Raw genomic sequence first — 18,315 nt, forward strand, 5'->3', positions numbered from 1 at the left:
GATTGATGCCGCACCGGTTGCCTACCGCCGATCGAATTCATGCCGGTGAGCCAGGAAAGCCGCGGTCACCGTCCGCGGAACCACTCACCGGCGATGCGCAACGGAAACAGACAGCGCAACGACACCGCGACAGGGACCACATCCATCGCACCAACTCCGATCCGGTGGGAAAACGAAGAACCCTGAGTGGCACAGGCACGGCCCCCGAGGGGAACGGGGACCATGCCGGGTCACCCAAAATGGCCGGCGCCGGCGCGGAAGGCAACCATCACGCCCCATTGGCAACCTGTTGCCATAACGCACCGTAACGGAACGTGCCGCAGTCGAGACGCACCGCCTAGGACTACCGCCTCGACGGATGGGACAGTTCCCCATAAAACATGATATTCAAACTAGATCGCCTCAAGATGGGTTACTCTGCGCAAGAAATGTGAAGCGCGACACACAGTGGGGCGTTACCTGTGCGAAACATTCTTGTGAGCGCGGCACGCAGACCCATAAATTGACACGAAGCGTAATCGCATAAAAGCGGAGAGTCTCCACAAAGAGGCAGGCAAGGTGCCTTTTTAGGCGACTTGACCGATTTGCTGGCAGTAGACGCTGGCCAGCTCCGGGTGGCGGCCAGGACGTCCGCACACTGAACGAGCCCTGACGGCGCCCCTCCGGGTCCCCTTCATCCGGCCACGGCTCACCCAAACGGCGCCCGATCGCGATGGACAGCGAGGACTTCTTTCTACGAACCGGATGACAACCGGGCCTCCGTTCTGGCACAGTCCAGCCCGGACCCGAGCGCAACCGGGTCCACCAACATCACCGAATCGGTGCGGCGCGCCGAGTTCGAGCACGTCTTTTTCCTCACCAAGGCCTTCTCCCAGCGTCCCGGTTGACGCATTCCCAGGACTCCTGAGAACGCTCGCCATCCGCACGGGAAAGACCAGGGAAGGTGGCTCACATCATGGGGGGTGATTCGCCGTGAGTCGACATCGTCGGCTTCCTGAACACGCCGGCCGGCATCGGACCGCCGAGTCGCCCGGCAGGCACCGGGCCGTCTCGACGGACACCGCGGTCCGGCGCACCTCCCGACGGCCGGCGCCGCTGTGGCCGAAGGCGGCCGGCGGGCTCACCGCCCTGCCCATGATCGGCCTGCTCGTCGCTCTCTGCCTCGGCCCGGGACCCGCCATCCCCGCGCAGAACGTCGACCCCGCCCCGGCCGTTCATCCGCCGACCGCCACCCGCACCTACCCGTTGCCCCTCGTCCTCCCGCCGCTCATTCCCGCCAGCTCCACCAACCCCACCGCGGCACCGACCACCACCGCGGCACCATCCCCGGAACTCCCCGACGATCACGCCCTCGCCGACGCCGCCGCGGGCCGATCCACCACCCCGGCCGTCATCCTGACCGCCCGCGATCGGGCCATCCCCGCTCGCGTCCTGGCGGCGTACCGCAGCGCCGCAGCCCGCACCGCCGCCGAACGCCCCGGCTGTCACCTGCCCTGGCAGCTTCTCGCCGGCATCGGCAAGATCGAGTCCGGCCACGCGGTCGGCCGTCCCATCACCCCCGACGGCACCATCACCTCGCCCATCCTCGGCCCACCGCTGGACGGCCGCCACGGCCACGCCCTCGTGCGCGACACCGACCACGGCGCCCTCGACCACGACACCACCTACGACCGCGCCGTCGGCCCCATGCAGTTCATCCCCACCACCTGGCGCACGGCCGGCCGCGACAACTCCGGCGACCAGCACGCCGACCCCCACAACATCGACGACGCCACCCTCGCCGCCGCCGGCTACCTCTGCCGCTCCCAGCGGGACCTGGCCGACCCCGCCGACCTCCGCAGCGCCATCTACAGCTACAACCCGTCCACCAGCTACGTGCACGCCGTCCTCGCCTGGACCGCCGGATACACGACCGACGGCGCCACCGCCGCGACCACACCGGCCACCACGCGTCGCCCCACGACGGCCCCGCCACCCGCCGTCCCTCCAACGCCGGCCGCTTCGACGCCGACCGCTTCGCCGCCGACCGCTTCGCCGGCACCGCCACCGACCCCGCGGGCGTCCCTGTCCCCGTCCGTTCCCGCCTCGTCAAGCCTGCCTGGCGCCCCCATCCCCACCCCGTCCGGATCCGCGTCCGCCGCCCGGCCGTCCGGCGCCGATCCGAGCACGATCGCCCCAGCGCCGAGGCCCGGGCCGAAGCTCCCCGCCCAGCCCCGAGCCACTCCCGCCCCGACGCCCAGGGCTGCGACCGACGGTGACGCGGACCATCCGGCGGACGTCCCCACCGTCGCGCCCAGCAGCTCACTGCTCGTCGTCTCGCTCCTGCCGAGGAACGAGCCGACCGACCCGGGCCCCGTCACCCCGTCCACCCCACCCCCCTGAGCCCGCCCACCAGGCTCCGAGGGCCGAGCCGCAAAAGCGAGCCCGTCATGCCACGCCCCACCCGCTACCCGCCCCATTTTCGGGCCGACGCCATCGCCCGCGTTCGGCGCGTTCAGCCCGATCACTCGTCCGAGTGGTCCGCGATCCAGGCCGTCGCGAGTTCCCTCGCCATCAGCGCCGAGACGCTTCGGACCTGGGTACGCCAGGCCGAGTCGCTCAGCGACGGGCAACGGACGACCGCCCGCCGACAACAGGCCGAGATCCGCCGCCTGATCCGGGAGAACGCCGAGCTGCGCCGCGCGCTCGACATTCTGCGCGGGCCGGAGCCGTCGAGAACTCCGACGCGCCCGGCCGTCAGCCGACCCGTGCCGAAGGCGACCGACGGCTCGGTGACCCCTACGTGAGCCTTTCCGGGAATTCCGGCCGGCGGATCGACGCCCGTTCTTTCTGTCCACCGGCGGATACCACTCCGGCAACAGCCGTCTCGGACCATTCGGACGGCTCTGCCGCGCCACCGAGCACGTGTTTCCTACAGGTAACACACTGCTGCGTGACCCAGATAACATCGGCGCTCTTCTGCGGTATTGACGCCACCGGCAGATCCGAAATCCGGTAACCCAAAGTCACCAAACCCTGCGACTGACGGCTCCCGGACGGGTTCGACGCAACACCGAGTGCTCGCCACCCCTCAGACAGGGCGAGCGAGGACCCATCTCACTCAAGCAACGCACACACAACCGATCTTGATTCTCTAGTGTTGCCGTCGAGGTTCTGCCATTTTCGGTGATCCGGCGCGCCCCCCAATTCCCTCGGGACCGGGAGGGCGGCGCGCCTTTCCTTGTCTGCACCGAGAATCGGAGTTGACATGATGCGGGCATCCCCCGTGCATCGTCGAAGGCACACCGTTCGAGCCATCTGCGTTCTTCTCGCCGCCGTTCTGGTCGGGACGATCGCCACGTTTCTTCCGGCGGGGCGGGACGCGGCCTGGGCCGCCCCCACCGGCTCCGCCGACAAGGCGCCGACCGCGCCGACCGGGCCGGCCGAGCGGCCGGACTTCGTGTCCGCGCAGGTCGCCGCGCACGCGGAGAAGCGGCGGATCGAGGTGACGGACCGGCGGACCGAGACGACGTCGACGTTCGTGAATCCGAACGGGACGATCACTGTCGACTCGTTCTCCGGGATCCACCGGGTTCGCCGGGGCGACGGCTGGGTCGACGTCGATCCCACCCTCGTCCTCCTTGGCGGGAAGGTCACCCCGAAGGCCGCGAAGGCGTCGATCGTCCTCTCCGCGGGCGGCAAGGCCGGTGACCCGGTCGCGACGCTGGTCGACGGAACGAGGCAGGTCGCGTTCGCGTGGCCGGGCGCCCTGCCCGCCCCGACCCTCGCCGGGAACGTCGCCACCTACCCGGCGGTCGCGAAGGACACCGACCTGCGGGTCAAGGTCACCCCGACCGGCTACGACGTACAGATCATCGCGCACACCCCGGCCGCCGCGCAGGCCGCGCTGACGCTGCCGATGCGCCTGACGGGCCTGACCGCGACGCGGACCGCCGGCGGCGAGACCCGCCTGTCGGCCGGCGGGAAGGTCACCGCCCGCTCGCCGACCCCGCTGATGTGGGACGCCCACCTGGACCCGGCGACGAAGCTGCCCGACCGGACCCACGCGGTCGACGCGGCGCTCACCGGGGCGAGTACCGCCACGCCGACGCTGGAGCTGAAGCCGGACAAGGCGTGGCTGACGGACCGCGCCCGGCAGTACCCGGTCACCATCGACCCGGCGGCGGTGCTGGCCGACAACCTCGACACCGACGTCAACGACACGAACCCGACCACGAACTACGACAGCTACGAGTACCTGCGGGTCGGCAACTACCTCGGCGGCGCGGTCAACCGGTCGTTCCTGCGGTTCGACACGACCGCGATCGAGGGCCGGCACGTCACCTCGGCCTACCTCCAGCTCTGGCAGGCCGGTTCCCAGACCTGCACCGCGCAGCCCATGGTCGTGCAGGGCTCGGCGGCCCTGTCCGCCGGGACGACGTGGAACACCCAGCCGGCCGCCGACGGCACGAACTGGTCGAACACCAGCTTCAACGCCGGCACGGTGAACGGCTGCGGGTCCGGCGGCGTCTCCCTCGACATCACCGGCCTGGCGCAGGCCTGGGCCACCAACGGCCAGCCGTCGCCGGAGACCCTGACGCTGCGCGCGCCGGACGAGACGAGCTGGGACCAGTACAAGTACTTCTACTCCGGGGACACCGGCCTCAAGCCCCAGGTGTCCACCACCTACAACTCCTACCCGGGCACCGTCGCCAACCGCTCCACCAGCCCGTGCTCGGCGCAGTGCGGCGGCAGCCCGGCGACCGTCCTGACGAACTCGACGCGCCCGGTCCTGTCCGGCGCGGCCACCGACGCTGACGGCGCTCCGCTGCGGCTCGACTTCGAGGTGTGGAACTCCGCCGGCACCACGAAGATCACCGACGGGTCGGTCTCCAACATCTCGCCGAACGCCACGGGTTCCTGGACCGTGCCGGCGGGTGTGCTGACCAACGGCACCTCCTACGAGTGGCGGGTCCGCGCCTACGACGGGACGGACTACTCCCAGGCCTGGTCGTCGTGGATCCCGTTCACCGTGGACACCACCGCCCCGTCCGCACCGACCGCGCTCGCCTCCGCGGCCTGGCCGTCCGGCGGCTGGGGCACCGCGACGTCGGGCACGTTCACCTGGACCTCGCCGGGTGGGGACACGCAGTCGTTCCTCTACGGCCTCGACCAGCCCTCCCCCGCGACCGAGACGACCGGCACGGCCAGCGCGACCCTGACCCCGACCGCCGGGCTGCACACGTTCTACGTCCGCACGAAGGACAAGGCGGGCAACCTGTCGTCGGTCGTGTCCTACGGCTTCGGCCTCGGGACGGGGGCCCTGGCGAGCCCGGCGGAGAACGCCCGGGTCCAGCGGTTCGTCGTCCTGGAGGGGCAGGCCCCGACGTCGCAGGTGTCGGTGACCTACCAGTACCACCTGGGCACGAGCACGGGCGCGACCTGGAGCGACGTTCCCGTCGGGGACACGACGATCGAGGGGACCTCCACCAACCCGACGTGGCCGGCACCGCGCAACGGCTCGGGCCTGTTCGACCGGCAGAACTGGAACGTCGGCTTCACCCTGCAGGGCGGCGCCGACGGGCCCATCCAGCTCCGCGCCTGCTTCCGCGACTCCGGCGGCACCGTCTCCTGCACGGCCGCCCGCACGGTGCAGTATGCCCGTAACGCCTTCGGCGACTCGAACGCCGTCTCCCAGGTGGGGCCGGGTTCGCTGGCCCTGCTGACCGGCGACTACTCCGTGTCGGCGACGGACGTCACGCTGGCGACCTACACCGGCAGCCTCACGGTCGGCCGGTCCCTGACGACGCTGACCCCGCCCCCAGCGACCAGCGACCCGTCCGGGATCTTCGGCCCCGGCTGGACGTCGGACCTGCAGGGACCGGAGTCCGGCACCGCGGCCAGCACGCTGACAGACGCCACCGCGACCACGAACACGGTCACCTTGACCTCCAGTGAGGGCGCGGCGTCGGTCTACTCCCGGACCGGCTCCGGCAGCTACCCGTACAGCTACGCCGGGGTGGCCGACACCGCGGTGGACGGCTCGAAGCTGGTCAAGGACTCGGCGACCCAGTTCACCCACACCGGCGTCGGCGGCACGAAGACCGTGTTCGTGTCGAAGACCGTCGGCTCGGCCACCATCTGGGTGGTCGACCGGGTGGAGCAGCCCGGCTCCGCCACCACCTCCACCTACACCACCGACAGCGCCGGCCGGGTGACCCGCATCCTCGCCCCCGTTCCGACGGGCGTCACCTGCACCACCCTGGTCGCGGGCTGCCGGGCGCTGACGTTCACCTACGCCACCTCCACCACCGCGACCGGCTCCGGCACCGACCCGGCCACCTGGGGCGACTACAACGGTCAGCTCGCGTCGATCTCGATGGCGGTCAACGGGGCCACCGCGGTCGTCGTCGCGCAGTACAAGTACGACTCGACCGGCCACCTGCGCCTGGAGTACGACCCGCGCGTCGACAACACCGACGGCTCGCACATCGGCGTCACCTACCAGTACAACGCCGGTGGGCGCCTGACCACCCTCACCCCGCCCGGGCAGGACGCCTGGACGTTCGGCTACGACACCTACAACCGGGTGATCAGCGTCGCCCGGCCGCGGCCCGCCGGCGCCGGCACCGCGACCCGCACGATCGTCTACGGCGTCGCGCTGACCGGCTCGGGCGCGCCGGTCGACCTGGCCTCCGGCGTCGTCGCCGGCTGGGGCCAGCGGGACCTGCCGGCCTGGGCGACCGCGGTCTTCCCGGCCAGCCGGGTGCCGTCCAACCCGCCCGTCGCCGCCGACTGGCCCTACGCCGACCTCAGCTACCTCAACGCCGACGGCCGCCAGGTGAACGCCGCCTCCTACGGCAACGGCGCCTGGCAGATCACCACGACCGAGCACGACCCCAACGGCCACGTCATCCGTGAGCTGAGCGCGGAGAACCGCAACCAGGCCCTCACCCCCACCGCCGACACCGACCCGACCGTCACCGCGCTCACCGACTCCGCGGCCCGGGCGCAGGTGCTGGACACCGACACCGTGTACTCCGCGGACGGAGTGTCGGTTACCGACACGTTCGGACCGACGCACCGGATCGTCGACAACAGCGGGGCGCAGTACTCCGCCCGCCAGCACGTCCACACCGACTACGACGAGAACGCCCCGTCCTCGCCCGACCCCTACCGGCTGCCCACCACCATCACCACCACGATCCGCCAGGCCGGCGGGGCGGACGTCGAACCGCGTAAGACCGTCAACGGCTACGAGGCGAAGTCCGGCGATCCTGCCACCACCTCCGGCTGGACCCTGCGCAAACCCACGACGGTGACCACCTGGATGGGTGGCGGAGGCGCCACCGACATCGTCCGCACCACGTACTACAACGCGGCCGGAAACCCGGTCGAGGTCCGCCAGCCGAAGGCGAACACCGCCGGCACGGACGCCTTCACCACCGTCACCTCGTACTTCACCGCCACCGGCTCCGGCGGCTGCGTGAACGCCTCCTGGACGGGCCTGGCCTGTTCCACCGGCCCCGCCGCGCAGCCCTCTTCCGGCAACCCGCTGCCGGTGACGACCTACACCTACAACGACCTCAACCAGCCTCTGACCAAGGTCGACACCGTGGTCTCCGGATCGACCACCACCCGAACCACGACGTACACCTACGACGCGGCCGGCCGGAAGGCCTCCGAGGCGCTCGCGGTCAGCCCCGCCGCCGACGGCGGCACCGCCGTTCCCACCGCCACCTACGGCTACAGCACCACCAACGGGCTACCCACCACCACAACCGCATCGTCGATCACCCTGACCACCGGATACGACACCTGGGCGCAGGTCACCAGCCAGACCGACGCCGACGGAAACACCACCACCACCGGCTACGACATCGACGGCCAAGTCAGCTCCCGCGACGACGGGAAGGGCACCTCCACCTACCTCTACGACACCGCCACCGAACACCGCGGCCTCGTGACCTCGCTCGGCGTCGGCGCCGGCAGCGCCCCCTCCACCTTCACCGCGACCTACAACGGCGACGGCACCCTGACGTCGCAGACCTATCCCAGCGGCCTCGTCTCGACGACCCGCTACGACAACAACGCCGAACCCACCAGCCTCGTCTACGGGAAATCCGGAACCCCGTGGCTGACCTTCTCCCAGGCGAGCTCGGTATACGGCCAGGTCAGGCTCGACGCCACCACACCCGCTATGAAGACACTGGGCTACGACCCCGCTGGCCGGCTCACTGCCGTCGCCGACGCGGTCAGCTATGGCGGACCCCGCATCTGCACCACCCGCACCTACAACTACGACCTCGACTCCAACCGCACCGCGCTGAACAGCTACCCCGACGCCGGCGGCCAACCCGACACCGGTAACTGCTCCACCAGCACCACACCGGCCGTCTACAGTCACAGCTATGACCAGGCCGACCGAATCACCGACACGGGCTACGCCTACGACACGTTCGGCCGCACCACCAGTATTCCGGCGGCCGACGCCGGCGGTGCCGCGCAGACCGTCGGATTCAACGCCAACGACCTGGTCGCATCCCAGACCGCAGGCTCCACCTCACGCACCTACACCCTCGACCCCGCCCGCCGGCTCCGCTCCTGGACCGCCGGCTCCACCACCACCACCAACCACTACCCCACCGCCACCGGCGACAGCCCCACCTGGATCGGCGTCACCGGCGGCACCTGGACCCGCAACATCACCGGAATCGGCGGCGACCTCGCCGCCATCCAGACCGACACCGGCACCGTCACCCTCCAACTCGCCAACCTCCACGGCGACATCGTCGCCACCACCGACGACTCCACCACCGCCACCTCCATCACCAACTACGCCGAATCCAACGAGTTCGGCGTTCCCTACTTCCCCAGCACCGCCTACGCCCGCTACGGCTGGCTCGGCGCCAAACAACGCTCCCGCGACACCCTCGCCAGCCTCACCCTCATGGGCGTCCGCCTCTACAACCCCTACACCGGACGATTCCTCTCCACCGACCCAGTTCTCGGCGGCTCCGCCAACCCCTACGACTACACCAACCAAGACCCCTACAACAAGTTTGACCTAACCGGTCAGTGGTGGGGTTGGCACAAGGTCTTCACCACGGTCGCGTACGTTCTCACGGCTGGCAGCCTCATCGCAGCCGTAGCCGGCGGAGGCTGGATAGCGATTGGCATAGCAGCGTTCTTCTTCACTCTCGGCTCCTACGATTACTACAAGGCGTATCTGCGTCGACCTGGATACGCCGGACGCTACTGCAACTACGACAGACGCGGGAGGGCAACATCTTGCTACACAGCTAGATAGCGCGAACCATCGGTCTCTAGCGAAGTACCGTCCGGCCGTCTAGCGACCAGCCCCAGGCATCCCCGGAATACTCCGAGGTTGCCTGGGGTTTTCGAGCATAATTCCCACCATCACCCAGACCCATGAGGATAGAAATGCCCAGGAGCCCAAAGCAGAAACGCCTGAGAACCGTCGGCATATTTCTTTTCCTCCTCACCCTACTTATAGTATCTTTCGAACTATTTGCATTCGATGATATTAGATCAGCCATTACGGCAGGGGGCTCCGGAATTCTTATATGTATTTTGATCTTCAAAGCGACAAAATCACCCCCCGAAGAAGAGTCGCGAGCCCCCGACGACCATGTTCTGCCCACCAAGTAATCCGCATCGGGCCTTATTCTTACCGCGGCGAGGGTTGAACTGCCCTGATTTCCTCAGAGATCCGGGCAGTTCACTGCGATGACATGAACAACAGAACCGCGTTCATCCGCCGTAACTGGTCAGGTAGCCACTTGATCTTGGGTTAGGTGGTTGCGGGCATCCAGGGGCGGCCCTCGGCGAGTTGAACGAGGGCGTCGAACTGGGAGATGCCGTGTTTGGTGGCGGTGGACAGGTAGCTTCGGATCGCGCAGAACTGGCGGGCACCGGTGAGGCTGCGGAGGCAGCCGGATACTTTCTGCCGTAGTTTGATCATGCGGATGTCGCGTTCGCAGCCGTTGTTGTCCGCGGGAACCCGCAGATCACGGGTGAAGCGCAGGTAGTCGGTTTCCCGGTCGACGAGGCGGCAGGCCAGGGCGTGGCGGGCGGCCATGAGTGTCGTGCCCCGCGGGGAGGTCTGACTGATCCCGATGTGGGCGGCGTGGCGCAGGGCCCGGGTGTGGGCTACCAGCGCCTGCGGGTCGACCGGTGTGCCGGTGATGGTGGCGTCGACGGTGAGCCGGTGCAGGGCGACGAGGGCGTCGGCGGCCCGGGTGGCCCAGCACCAGCTGCCGGCCGGGGCGGTGTCGGTGATCGCCTGCAGCTCGCGGAGCACGTGGGCGACGCAGAGCTGGTGAGTGGCGTCGGTGTAGCTGTCGTACGCGGCCCAGGCGTCGTGGACCACGACCCCGGTGAACCCGGTCAGCACCCCGAGGGCGTCGATCCCGACGGTTCCCCGCCTCGGATGACAGTCGATCAACGTGTACTTCCCGGTGCGGGCGCAGTGCACCCAGTGCAGTTTCCCGGCGACGCGCAGCCCGGTCTCGTCCGCGCCGAGCACCTCGGCGCCGGCGAGGTGCTCGCGGACCGCGGTGAGGAAACCTTCCAGGTCGGTGGCGGAGCGGGCGGCCATCGCCGCGACGGTGCCCGCGGACAGGGGTATCCCGACCAGCTCGGCGAGCGCGGTCGCGGTCCGGTCGGTCGACAGGAACTGGCCGGAGTACAGGTAGACCGCCGCCGCGGTCACCCGCGACCCGTACTGGGTGGGGGCGTCCACCCCGGCCGGTGCGGTCGCCTTCGTGCGTGTCCCGCAGCCGCATTCCCGTTCCAGGAGCTGATGCTCGGTCACGTGGGGGCGGAGTTCGGGCAGGTCGAACACCTGCCGGCGTTCGGTCCGGGTCACCGGCCGGTCCGCCAGCTGCGTCCCGCACCCTGAGCACGGCCCCGGCTCGTGCACCACACGCTCGTCAGGATCGGCGACCATCCGCAGCGTCGATCCGGGATGGCCGTCCTGCCCGCCGGGCCTGCGGCCGGTCTTCGTCCGCAACGATGTCGGGGGTGGCTTGGCCAGCCCGTCCGAACTCGGCGGCTTCGAGGAGTTCCGCGACGTCTTCGCGACCTGGGCTTCCAGCTCGGCGATCCGCGCCCGAGCCTGTTCCAACTCGGCCCGCAACTGCATGATCAGCGCCGCCTGCTCCACCACCAGCGCCGCGAGCTCGTCATACGACGGCACCGGCGGCGCGGGCGGATCATCGGACACACCCGAACCCTACGGACCGATCAACCACGCGGCACCAACGCTCCGGGGCTACCAGATCACCGAACAGCCCCAGCACGCCGCGAGAGCAAAAACAAACGATCTACGAGACCTGACCAGGTCCCGGAACCCCCGCCGCTGCGCCCGCGACGCGAACAAGTCATCGAACTGGGACGCGTACGCCTCCACCGGCACCGGTGCCGGCGGGCACGGCAGTCGCGCTGTCATCACTGTTCACCCCCATAACCGCGGGCGATCGCTTCTCCTCACTCCCTGTTCCCACTCCCATTACCGATCACAACAAACCACCGCCAGTTACCCGACACGTTGCCTAGTACTACAGCGACAGTGGTTGTGGTGTGGTCTTGATCCTCATGGAGGGGGTCTGAGCTGCGTGTATGCGCCGTTGGTAGTGGGAGTAGCGGGCGTGGGCCTGGTGGCGGCGGCGCCAGTGTGACCATCGGCGGATGTGGCCTGTGGGGTGATTGATGCGGTGGGTGAGGGCGTAGACGTGCCGGATCTCGTTGGCGGTGAGAGGGATCATCGCGTTCGTGGGGAGTTCGGGTGGTGCGTCGATCGCGATGCCGCCGCGGTGGCGGCGGTAGCCAGAGGAGACGGAATTCTTTTTTTTAAGTGTTTGTGCTGGGTTTCGCCGCTGTTTGCGGCGGTGACGGCGAGCCAGGCCTGTGCGAGCATTGCGAGGGTGATATGCCGGTACCAGGCGTCGTGAAGCCGAACCTGGTAGTGGTCGAGGCCGACTTCGTTCTTTCCGCATTGGAAGGCTTCTTCGACTCCCCATCGGCGTCCCGCGACGGTGACGAGTAGGGAGAGCGGGGCCGGGCGAGGGCTGTAGGTGAGGAAGAAAGCGAGTTCGTGCTTGCCGGTGCGGGATCTGCGGAGGAGGACCTGGCGGCGGCGGCCGGTGTTGGGGGCGGTGTCGGTGGTGTCCATGACGGCCCAGTCGTAGAGGCGGGGGCCTTTCGATCCGTCGGCGGCGGAGTATGTTTCCCAGGCGCGGGTGGGGACCTTGGCCGCGAGGGTGTCGACGCGGTGGCGGCCGGTGGCGGTGGAGACCTGGTGGCTGCGGGCGACGGCGAGGACGTAGCCGACGTCGTGGGCTTCGAGCCAGTCGCGCAGGGTGGGGCTGTTGCCGTAGGCCTCGTCCGCGGCGAACCAGGTGAACCGTGCCCCGGCCTGCCAGGCGTCGGCGGCCATGGCCCGGGCGAGGGCGGGCTTCGTGGCGAAGGTGGTGTCCTTGCCGATGCCGGCGGTCTGGCAGCGGGCCGGGTCGTTCGTCCAGGACACGGGCAGGTAGAGGCGGCGGTCGATCAGCGCTCTGCCTTTCCCGGACACGTAGGCGGCGAACACCCCGAGCTGGCAGTTTTCGATGCGTCCCGCGGTACCGGAGTACTGCCGCTGTACCCCGGCGGACTCGGTGCCTTTCTTCACGAATCCGGTTTCGTCGACGACGAACACCCCGTCCGGTTCGGAGAGGTTCTCCAGGACGTAGGAACGGATCACGTTCCGCATCATGTCGGCGTTCCAGGCGTAGGAGTTCAACAGTCGTTGCATCTTGTGTGGGGCCGGATCGCCGGCATGCTCGGCGAGTGTCCAGCCGTTCTTCCTTTCGACACCCGACAGCAGACCCGTCAGATACATGCGGGCCTGGGCAGCCGACTCGTCGCTACGGAAACATTCCGAGACGCGGGAGAACAGCCTTTCCAGGCTCGCTTCCCATGCCTGCACATCCACGTCGTCGACGCCATCATCCGTCGCCAGCGCATCCTCGCCAGATCCCCGCATACACCCGACGATCACAGGATATTCGTGTCGCGCTACCCCTTCCGCACCAGAGACCACAAAGAGATCACTGTGGCTGTAGTACTAGATACTCGTGCTACAGATCTTGAATGGTCGGGGTCTGTTTGATCACGTCCGATCTGCCTGGGTATGACCTGGCCGTGATCGGGCCTTGAGTCTGGCATGAGGTATGCGGATGGTGGTGGCCTGACGGCGCAGGGTCGTGTTCGTCGGGAAGCGGTCCGAGTGCAGGCCGCGGATCTGTTCGCCGCCGGGGTCGATCCGGTCGAGGTGGCCGGGCGGCTGCGGGTGAGTACGAAGTCGGCCTACCAGTGGAAGCGGCGCTGGCAGGCCGGTGGCACGGCCGCGCTGGCCTCACGGGGGCCGAGCGGGGCGTCGTGCCGGCTGTCGCAGCGTCAGCTCGATCGGCTGCGGGTGGAACTGGACCGGGGTCCGGCCGCGCACGGCTGGCCCGACCAGCGCTGGACGTTGGCCCGGGCGGCCCTGCTGGTCGGCCGGCTGTTCCACGTCCGTTACACCCTGCGCGGTATGTCGTATCTGTTGCACCGCCTGGGCTACAGCCCGCAGGTCCCCGCCCGCCGGGCCGCCGAACGCGACGACCAGAAGATCTCCGCGTGGCGCGCGGAGACCTGGGCGAAGGTACGAGGCTAGCGGCGACGACCGGCGCGTGGATCGTCTTCGAGGACGAAGCCGGGCAGAGCCTGCGTCCCCCGAAGGCCCGGACCTGGGCCCCGCGGGGACACACCCCGACGGTGCGGGTGTCGGGGAAGGGCTCGGGGCGGGTGTCGATGGCCGCCCTGGTCTGCTACCGGCCCGGCCAGCGACCCCGGCTGTTCTACCGGGTGCTGACCCACCACGGCCGCAAAGGTGAGCGCCGCAGTTTCTCCGAGGACGACTACGCCACCCTGCTCGTCGCCGCGCACCACCAGCTGAACGCCCCGATCATCCTGTGCTGGGACAACCTCAACACCCACCGCAGCGCCGCGATGCGTGTGTTCCTCACGCGCCACGCCAGCTGGCTCACCGTGGTCCCTCTGCCCGCCTACGCCCCCGACCTCAATCCCGTCGAAGGCGTGTGGGCCCACGTCAAACGCGACCTGGGTAACCACGTCCGCGTCACCGTCGACCAGCTCACCGCCACGATCAAGACCCTGCTCAAACGCGTCCAGTACCGGCCCGACCTGATCGCCGGCTTCCTCGGCCAGACCGACCTCACGTTGGACCCAGAACCCCCGTAGTCAGACCCTGACCATTCAAGCTCTGTAGTTGCCAAGCCCTTCACACCGAGGCCCTCGATTGGATAAGGAAAAAAGCAGATTAGCTCTCAGCATTCTCTACCTCTGTCTGGGCCTGGCCTGGCTCATCGCCCAGCTTCTGCAACCAGTCCATTTCGAGGGTCTCCTCTTCACCATCCTCTATGTATCACTTGGAGTCGCAGGAGTCTCGGTAAGCACCTTCAACAACTACAGAAAGAGGAGGATGGGTGGCCGAGAGGCAGAAAAGTAGGAGATGCAAGGGGCTCCGAATAGCTGAGCCGGTTTAGGTTCACAGCCCTCCACCACGGCGACACCCAACTCGCCAACCTCCACGGCGACATCGTCGCCACCGCCGACAACTCCACCACCGCCACCTTCATCACCAACTAGGCTGAGTATGTATGAGATTCGGTAGACGCCTCCGCTCTATGAGCACCAGCAGCCAGGCCACCTTTTCATCATCCTATTCTTCTCCGTCTCGCTCCTAGGCACCAGATTCCTCTCCGGCTGGCTATCCGAGCTCTGGCCACTCATCGCCGCCTTCGCCCTGGCCATTCTCCGCATGGCGATATTCGGCAAGAATGGGAGGCCCCCCAGGGAGCACTAAACACTGAACCCAAATGCCGCCGCACCAACCGCTTACATAAAGCCGGCTAGGCAGGGCCGAGGCTGACGGGCGGCCCTCACCGCGATCGCGGAGAATCACGGAAACTGCTTGAAGATCAAAACATCACGTTCGGTCGGCCTTTACCGCGACAGTCACCGTCACCGAAGGGAAGTTCGTGCCTGGTATTGCCGGTCCACTGATTCTGCCTCTTGACCGAAACCAACCCGCAAGGAAATAAGCGAGCCTGCCAGACGGAAAATCCGTTAGGTCAGGCGGTGCGGCTCGGACTCCTGTCCCTGCCGCATCGCCTGCAAGAATTTTCGGGGCCGGTGTACTGAGCTTACGTTGTCGGCGCTGTTGTAGGCCCCGGACCTGTCGATCGGGTAGGCCGTCTCGTAGCCAGCGGGCGGATTTGCCTATGCGCAGTGGTACCGATTTCAGTCGTCGAACTGGGCGCGGGCGTAGCGGAAGAGGATGTTGTTGACAAATTTGGCGCCCGAGCCGTCGATCACCGCTCGCAGGTAGCCGTGCTCGGCGTGCCCGGTCATCGACTTCTGGTGGCCGACCAGGTCGAACTCGGCGAGCGGAATCCAGCGGCCGCCCACCAACACCAGACCCTTGTAGCCGAAGTCGTAGAGGTACTCGAGGGTGGGCGCGGCGGGCGAGCGGGCCTCCTCGATCTCGACCAGCAGGTTGGGGCGCCATTTCTGGATGATGCCTTCGGCGCCGCGCAGCGCGGGCAACTCGTGGCCCTCAACATCGATCTTGATCAGTCCGACGTCGTCGAGTTCGAGGCTGTCGAGACGGAAGGTGTCGACCTCGATGGACCGTCCGCCTGGAAGCGAGCCGAGAGTGGCCCGACCTTCAGTACCGCGCCCTCCCGCGGGCAGGGACAGCGTGGCCGTCCCGGTCTCGTCAGAGGCCGCCTTGGCGATCACGGTGACGTTGGGGGATGCCATGCGGGCGATGAACGCCGCGAGTTCCGGGTTGGGCTCGACAGTCACCACGGTCTGCGCGATGCGCGAGAGCCAGAAGGTCCACGGTCCGTACCACCCCCCCACATCCACGGCCGTCTGACCCGGCGCCACCAGGGATCGGATCTGACCGAGTACCGGCTCGAACCTCCGGTGCGCCAATGCGATGGCGTCCCCGAAGGCACGATCGGGAATCAACCCGGCGACGACGCTCGAGACTTTCATCTGAGTCGTACCTCTCTGTGACATCGCCCAGGGAAACCCGGCCGGCTACCCGTACAACGGCCAAGTGCCAAGCGACTGTCGGCCGCTGCGACAGCTTGGCGGGATCATATACGCGGCCGTATAGATACCGTCATCCGGACCTCGTTCCCGCTCATCCCGCCGACCGCTTCCCCTGGCGGGATCCGGGATGCACGGATCTCACCGAGCATAGCGCCGTCGACCAAAAGCCCGGCGCATCGTGGACTACACATGCTCCGAGCTGGGGTTATGTATCCGCTGGTGCCGTCAGGGCCCCCGGCCACGATGCGCGCCGGCGGGATGAAGAGGAGTTCGCCGGGCCCCGCCCGCCATGACAATCCGTTATGTGCTAGCGGGTTGCAGGCGTCTCAGGTGACCTCCCGAGCCGGCATGAGCGGCCCTCTCCAGGCACGATGTCTCAGCCCGCTGTGCCGAACGCGGATCGGATCGCGCTTCGAATACCTGCGGCGGACGCCCCGCGCAGATCTGTCAGACGACAGAACACCAGGCCAGACCCGGCGGCGGGCATCGGTGGTGCGCTTCGGGCCTGGTACCGCGTCGCCGGCGCTCCGTCAGCCAGCTCGATCTCCAGCCGGTCCTCGATGACGCGGGCCGAACGAATCTGTTCCCAGGCCAGGGTGAAGTCCTCGCCGGCGCATCGGTAGTTGATTCCGTCCGGCCCGATCAAGAGAAAGTCGGGCTGGCTGAACAGGTACGCGAAGGCGACCGCCCAGCAGCCGAGGAGGGCCGACCAGAACAGCGCCGCGACCCGCAGCCAGTCGGGAAGGTCGGTGAAGACCTCCGCCGTCCAGGGGGCCGCGGCGGCGCCGAGTGAAAACAGGATGAGCAGGAGACCGACCGCTCGCCCCGACCGCGACTCGCCATGACGCACCGATGGCGCCCGCACCGGTTCCGCCGTCCGGATCACGTTGGTGGATTCGTCGCCGTGGTCGACCGCGGCGGGGCCGCCGATGTCGACGGGCGAGCGGCCCGCCGCCTGCGCCAGGCTGCCGCGCGCCGCGGACGCGGAGATGCGGCTGCGCGGATCCTTGTCGAGCATCGCCAGGATCGTGCTGGTGAGCTGGTCGGTCCGGGCCAGGGACGGCGGATCCTCCTGGAGTACGGCGGCGATCGTCGCGGCGTCGGTCGCCCGCGCGAAGGGCGACGTCCCTTCGGCGGCGAAGTACAGCGTCGCGCCCAGAGCGAAGACATCGCTCGCGGGCACGGCCTGCTTCCCCTGGAACCGCTCCGGTGCCATGTAGGCAAGCGTGCCGATGAGACCGTTGGTGATCGTCGAATCGGATTCGAGGACAGCGGCGCCGAAGTCCACCAGCACGATCCGGTCGTCGTCGCCGATCAGGATGTTCGCGGGCTTCACATCGCGGTGGACGATACCCGCGGAGTGTGCGGTGACAAGGGCGTCGAGGACGGCCAGCCCGATCCGGGCGGTCTCCTCCCGGCCGAGCGCGCCGCGTTCATGGAGGACGGCGGCCAGCGATTGGGAGGGAACCCACTCCATGACGATCCACGGCAGGTCACCATCGCGGACCACATCGAGGATGGTGACCACGTTCGGATGATCGCGCAACTTCGCGATGGCCCTGGCCTCGCGTTCCACCCGCGTAGCCAGTTCGGCGGACGCTTTCTCGCTCTTCCCCGCCCGGATTCGCACCTCCTTGACCGCGACGCTCACGTCGAGAAGATCGTCGATCGCGCGCCAGACGGTCCCATAGGCGCCGGCGCCAATTCTGTCCAGAAGCCGATAGCGGCCGGCGACGACGCGATCCCCCGACTTCTCCTCCCCGCTCACGTCCTCACCTCGGAAGACACGGCCATCCCCCCGTCAGGCACGATCGCCGTCGTACCACAGACCAGCACGGACCAGCACGGTGAAGCCGTGCACCTCACGAAGACGCACCGGTAACATCATGGAGTGAAACGCGCACGTTCGTCATCAATCCAGAGCCTATGCCGCCGTTCGGTGGGGCTGGCGACGGTGCGGACGAGGCGGGCTGCGCGGATCTTGTTTGGCGGCACGGGACGGGCCTTTCGCCCCTGGCCGGTTTTGCTGGCGGCGGCTGTCGCCGTGCCGGCGGTGAGCTGGTGGAACACGAGCGACAGCGAGTCTCGGCCGGCCGCCGGCGTAGCGGTGGTGGCCGCTACCGGAGGCACCGCTGAATTCACGCCCAC

General features: G+C 68.3%; 8 protein-coding genes and 1 pseudogene. 5 read left to right on the plus strand and 4 right to left on the minus strand.

The genetic code is table 11. The annotated features are described in order from the left end of the window. Positions 1–972 precede the first annotated feature (972 nt). The 3 genes from AC5R91_RS08875 (at position 973) to AC5R91_RS08885 (ending at position 9,289) form a co-directional block, all read left to right on the plus strand. Entirely contained in the window at positions 973–2,382 is a 1,410-nt protein-coding gene (locus AC5R91_RS08875) for a lytic transglycosylase domain-containing protein (RefSeq protein WP_495396674.1), read from the plus strand. A gap of 47 nt (positions 2,383–2,429) precedes the next feature. After that, complete coding sequence (locus tag AC5R91_RS08880) at positions 2,430–2,786, plus strand: transposase (protein WP_495396675.1); 357 nt, start codon at positions 2,430–2,432, stop codon at positions 2,784–2,786. A 479-nt stretch (positions 2,787–3,265) separates the two neighbouring features. Next, positions 3,266–9,289: a DNRLRE domain-containing protein gene (locus AC5R91_RS08885; RefSeq protein ID WP_495396676.1), complete on the plus strand. Its 6,024-nt coding sequence runs from the start codon at positions 3,266–3,268 to the stop codon at positions 9,287–9,289. Between the two features lie 504 nt (positions 9,290–9,793). Here the strand turns inward: AC5R91_RS08885 and tnpC are convergent. Continuing rightward, positions 9,794–11,227, minus strand: a complete 1,434-nt coding sequence (tnpC, locus tag AC5R91_RS08890) for an IS66 family transposase (protein ID WP_495396677.1) — start codon at positions 11,225–11,227, stop codon at positions 9,794–9,796. Positions 11,228–11,866: 639 nt separating this feature from the next. Then, a pseudogene (locus AC5R91_RS08895) lies at positions 11,867–13,027 on the minus strand (IS701 family transposase); the annotation flags it as partial. 243 nt (positions 13,028–13,270) lie between these two features. On the opposite strand from AC5R91_RS08895, the gene AC5R91_RS08900 reads away from it, so the two are divergent. After that, positions 13,271–13,696: a winged helix-turn-helix domain-containing protein gene (locus AC5R91_RS08900; protein ID WP_495394334.1), complete on the plus strand. Its 426-nt coding sequence runs from the start codon at positions 13,271–13,273 to the stop codon at positions 13,694–13,696. After that, on the plus strand, positions 13,660–14,283 hold the full coding sequence (locus tag AC5R91_RS08905; RefSeq protein ID WP_495394335.1) for a transposase: 624 nt from the start codon (positions 13,660–13,662) through the stop codon (positions 14,281–14,283). Before AC5R91_RS08900 ends, AC5R91_RS08905 begins: the two co-directional genes overlap by 37 nt. A gap of 1,062 nt (positions 14,284–15,345) precedes the next feature. On the opposite strand, the gene AC5R91_RS08910 is transcribed toward AC5R91_RS08905, so the two are convergent. After that, the gene (locus AC5R91_RS08910) at positions 15,346–16,131 is read right to left on the minus strand and encodes an FkbM family methyltransferase (RefSeq protein ID WP_495396678.1); all 786 of its coding nucleotides are present in this window, start codon (positions 16,129–16,131) and stop codon (positions 15,346–15,348) included. Between the two features lie 412 nt (positions 16,132–16,543). Next, a complete protein-coding gene (locus AC5R91_RS08915; RefSeq protein ID WP_495396679.1) occupies positions 16,544–17,935 on the minus strand; it encodes a serine/threonine-protein kinase in 1,392 nt (463 codons plus the stop codon). Positions 17,936–18,315 lie beyond the last annotated feature (380 nt).

It is taken from the genome of Frankia sp. BMG5.60, from assembly GCF_059428125.1.

Bases quoted from the DNA above. Each gene is read 5' to 3' on its own strand.
- AC5R91_RS08880 (WP_495396675.1), top strand. From the start codon at position 2,430: ATGCCACGCCCCACCCGCTACCCGCCCCATTTTCGGGCCGACGCCATC.
- AC5R91_RS08910 (WP_495396678.1), bottom strand. From the start codon at position 16,131: ATGTCACAGAGAGGTACGACTCAGATGAAAGTCTCGAGCGTCGTCGCC.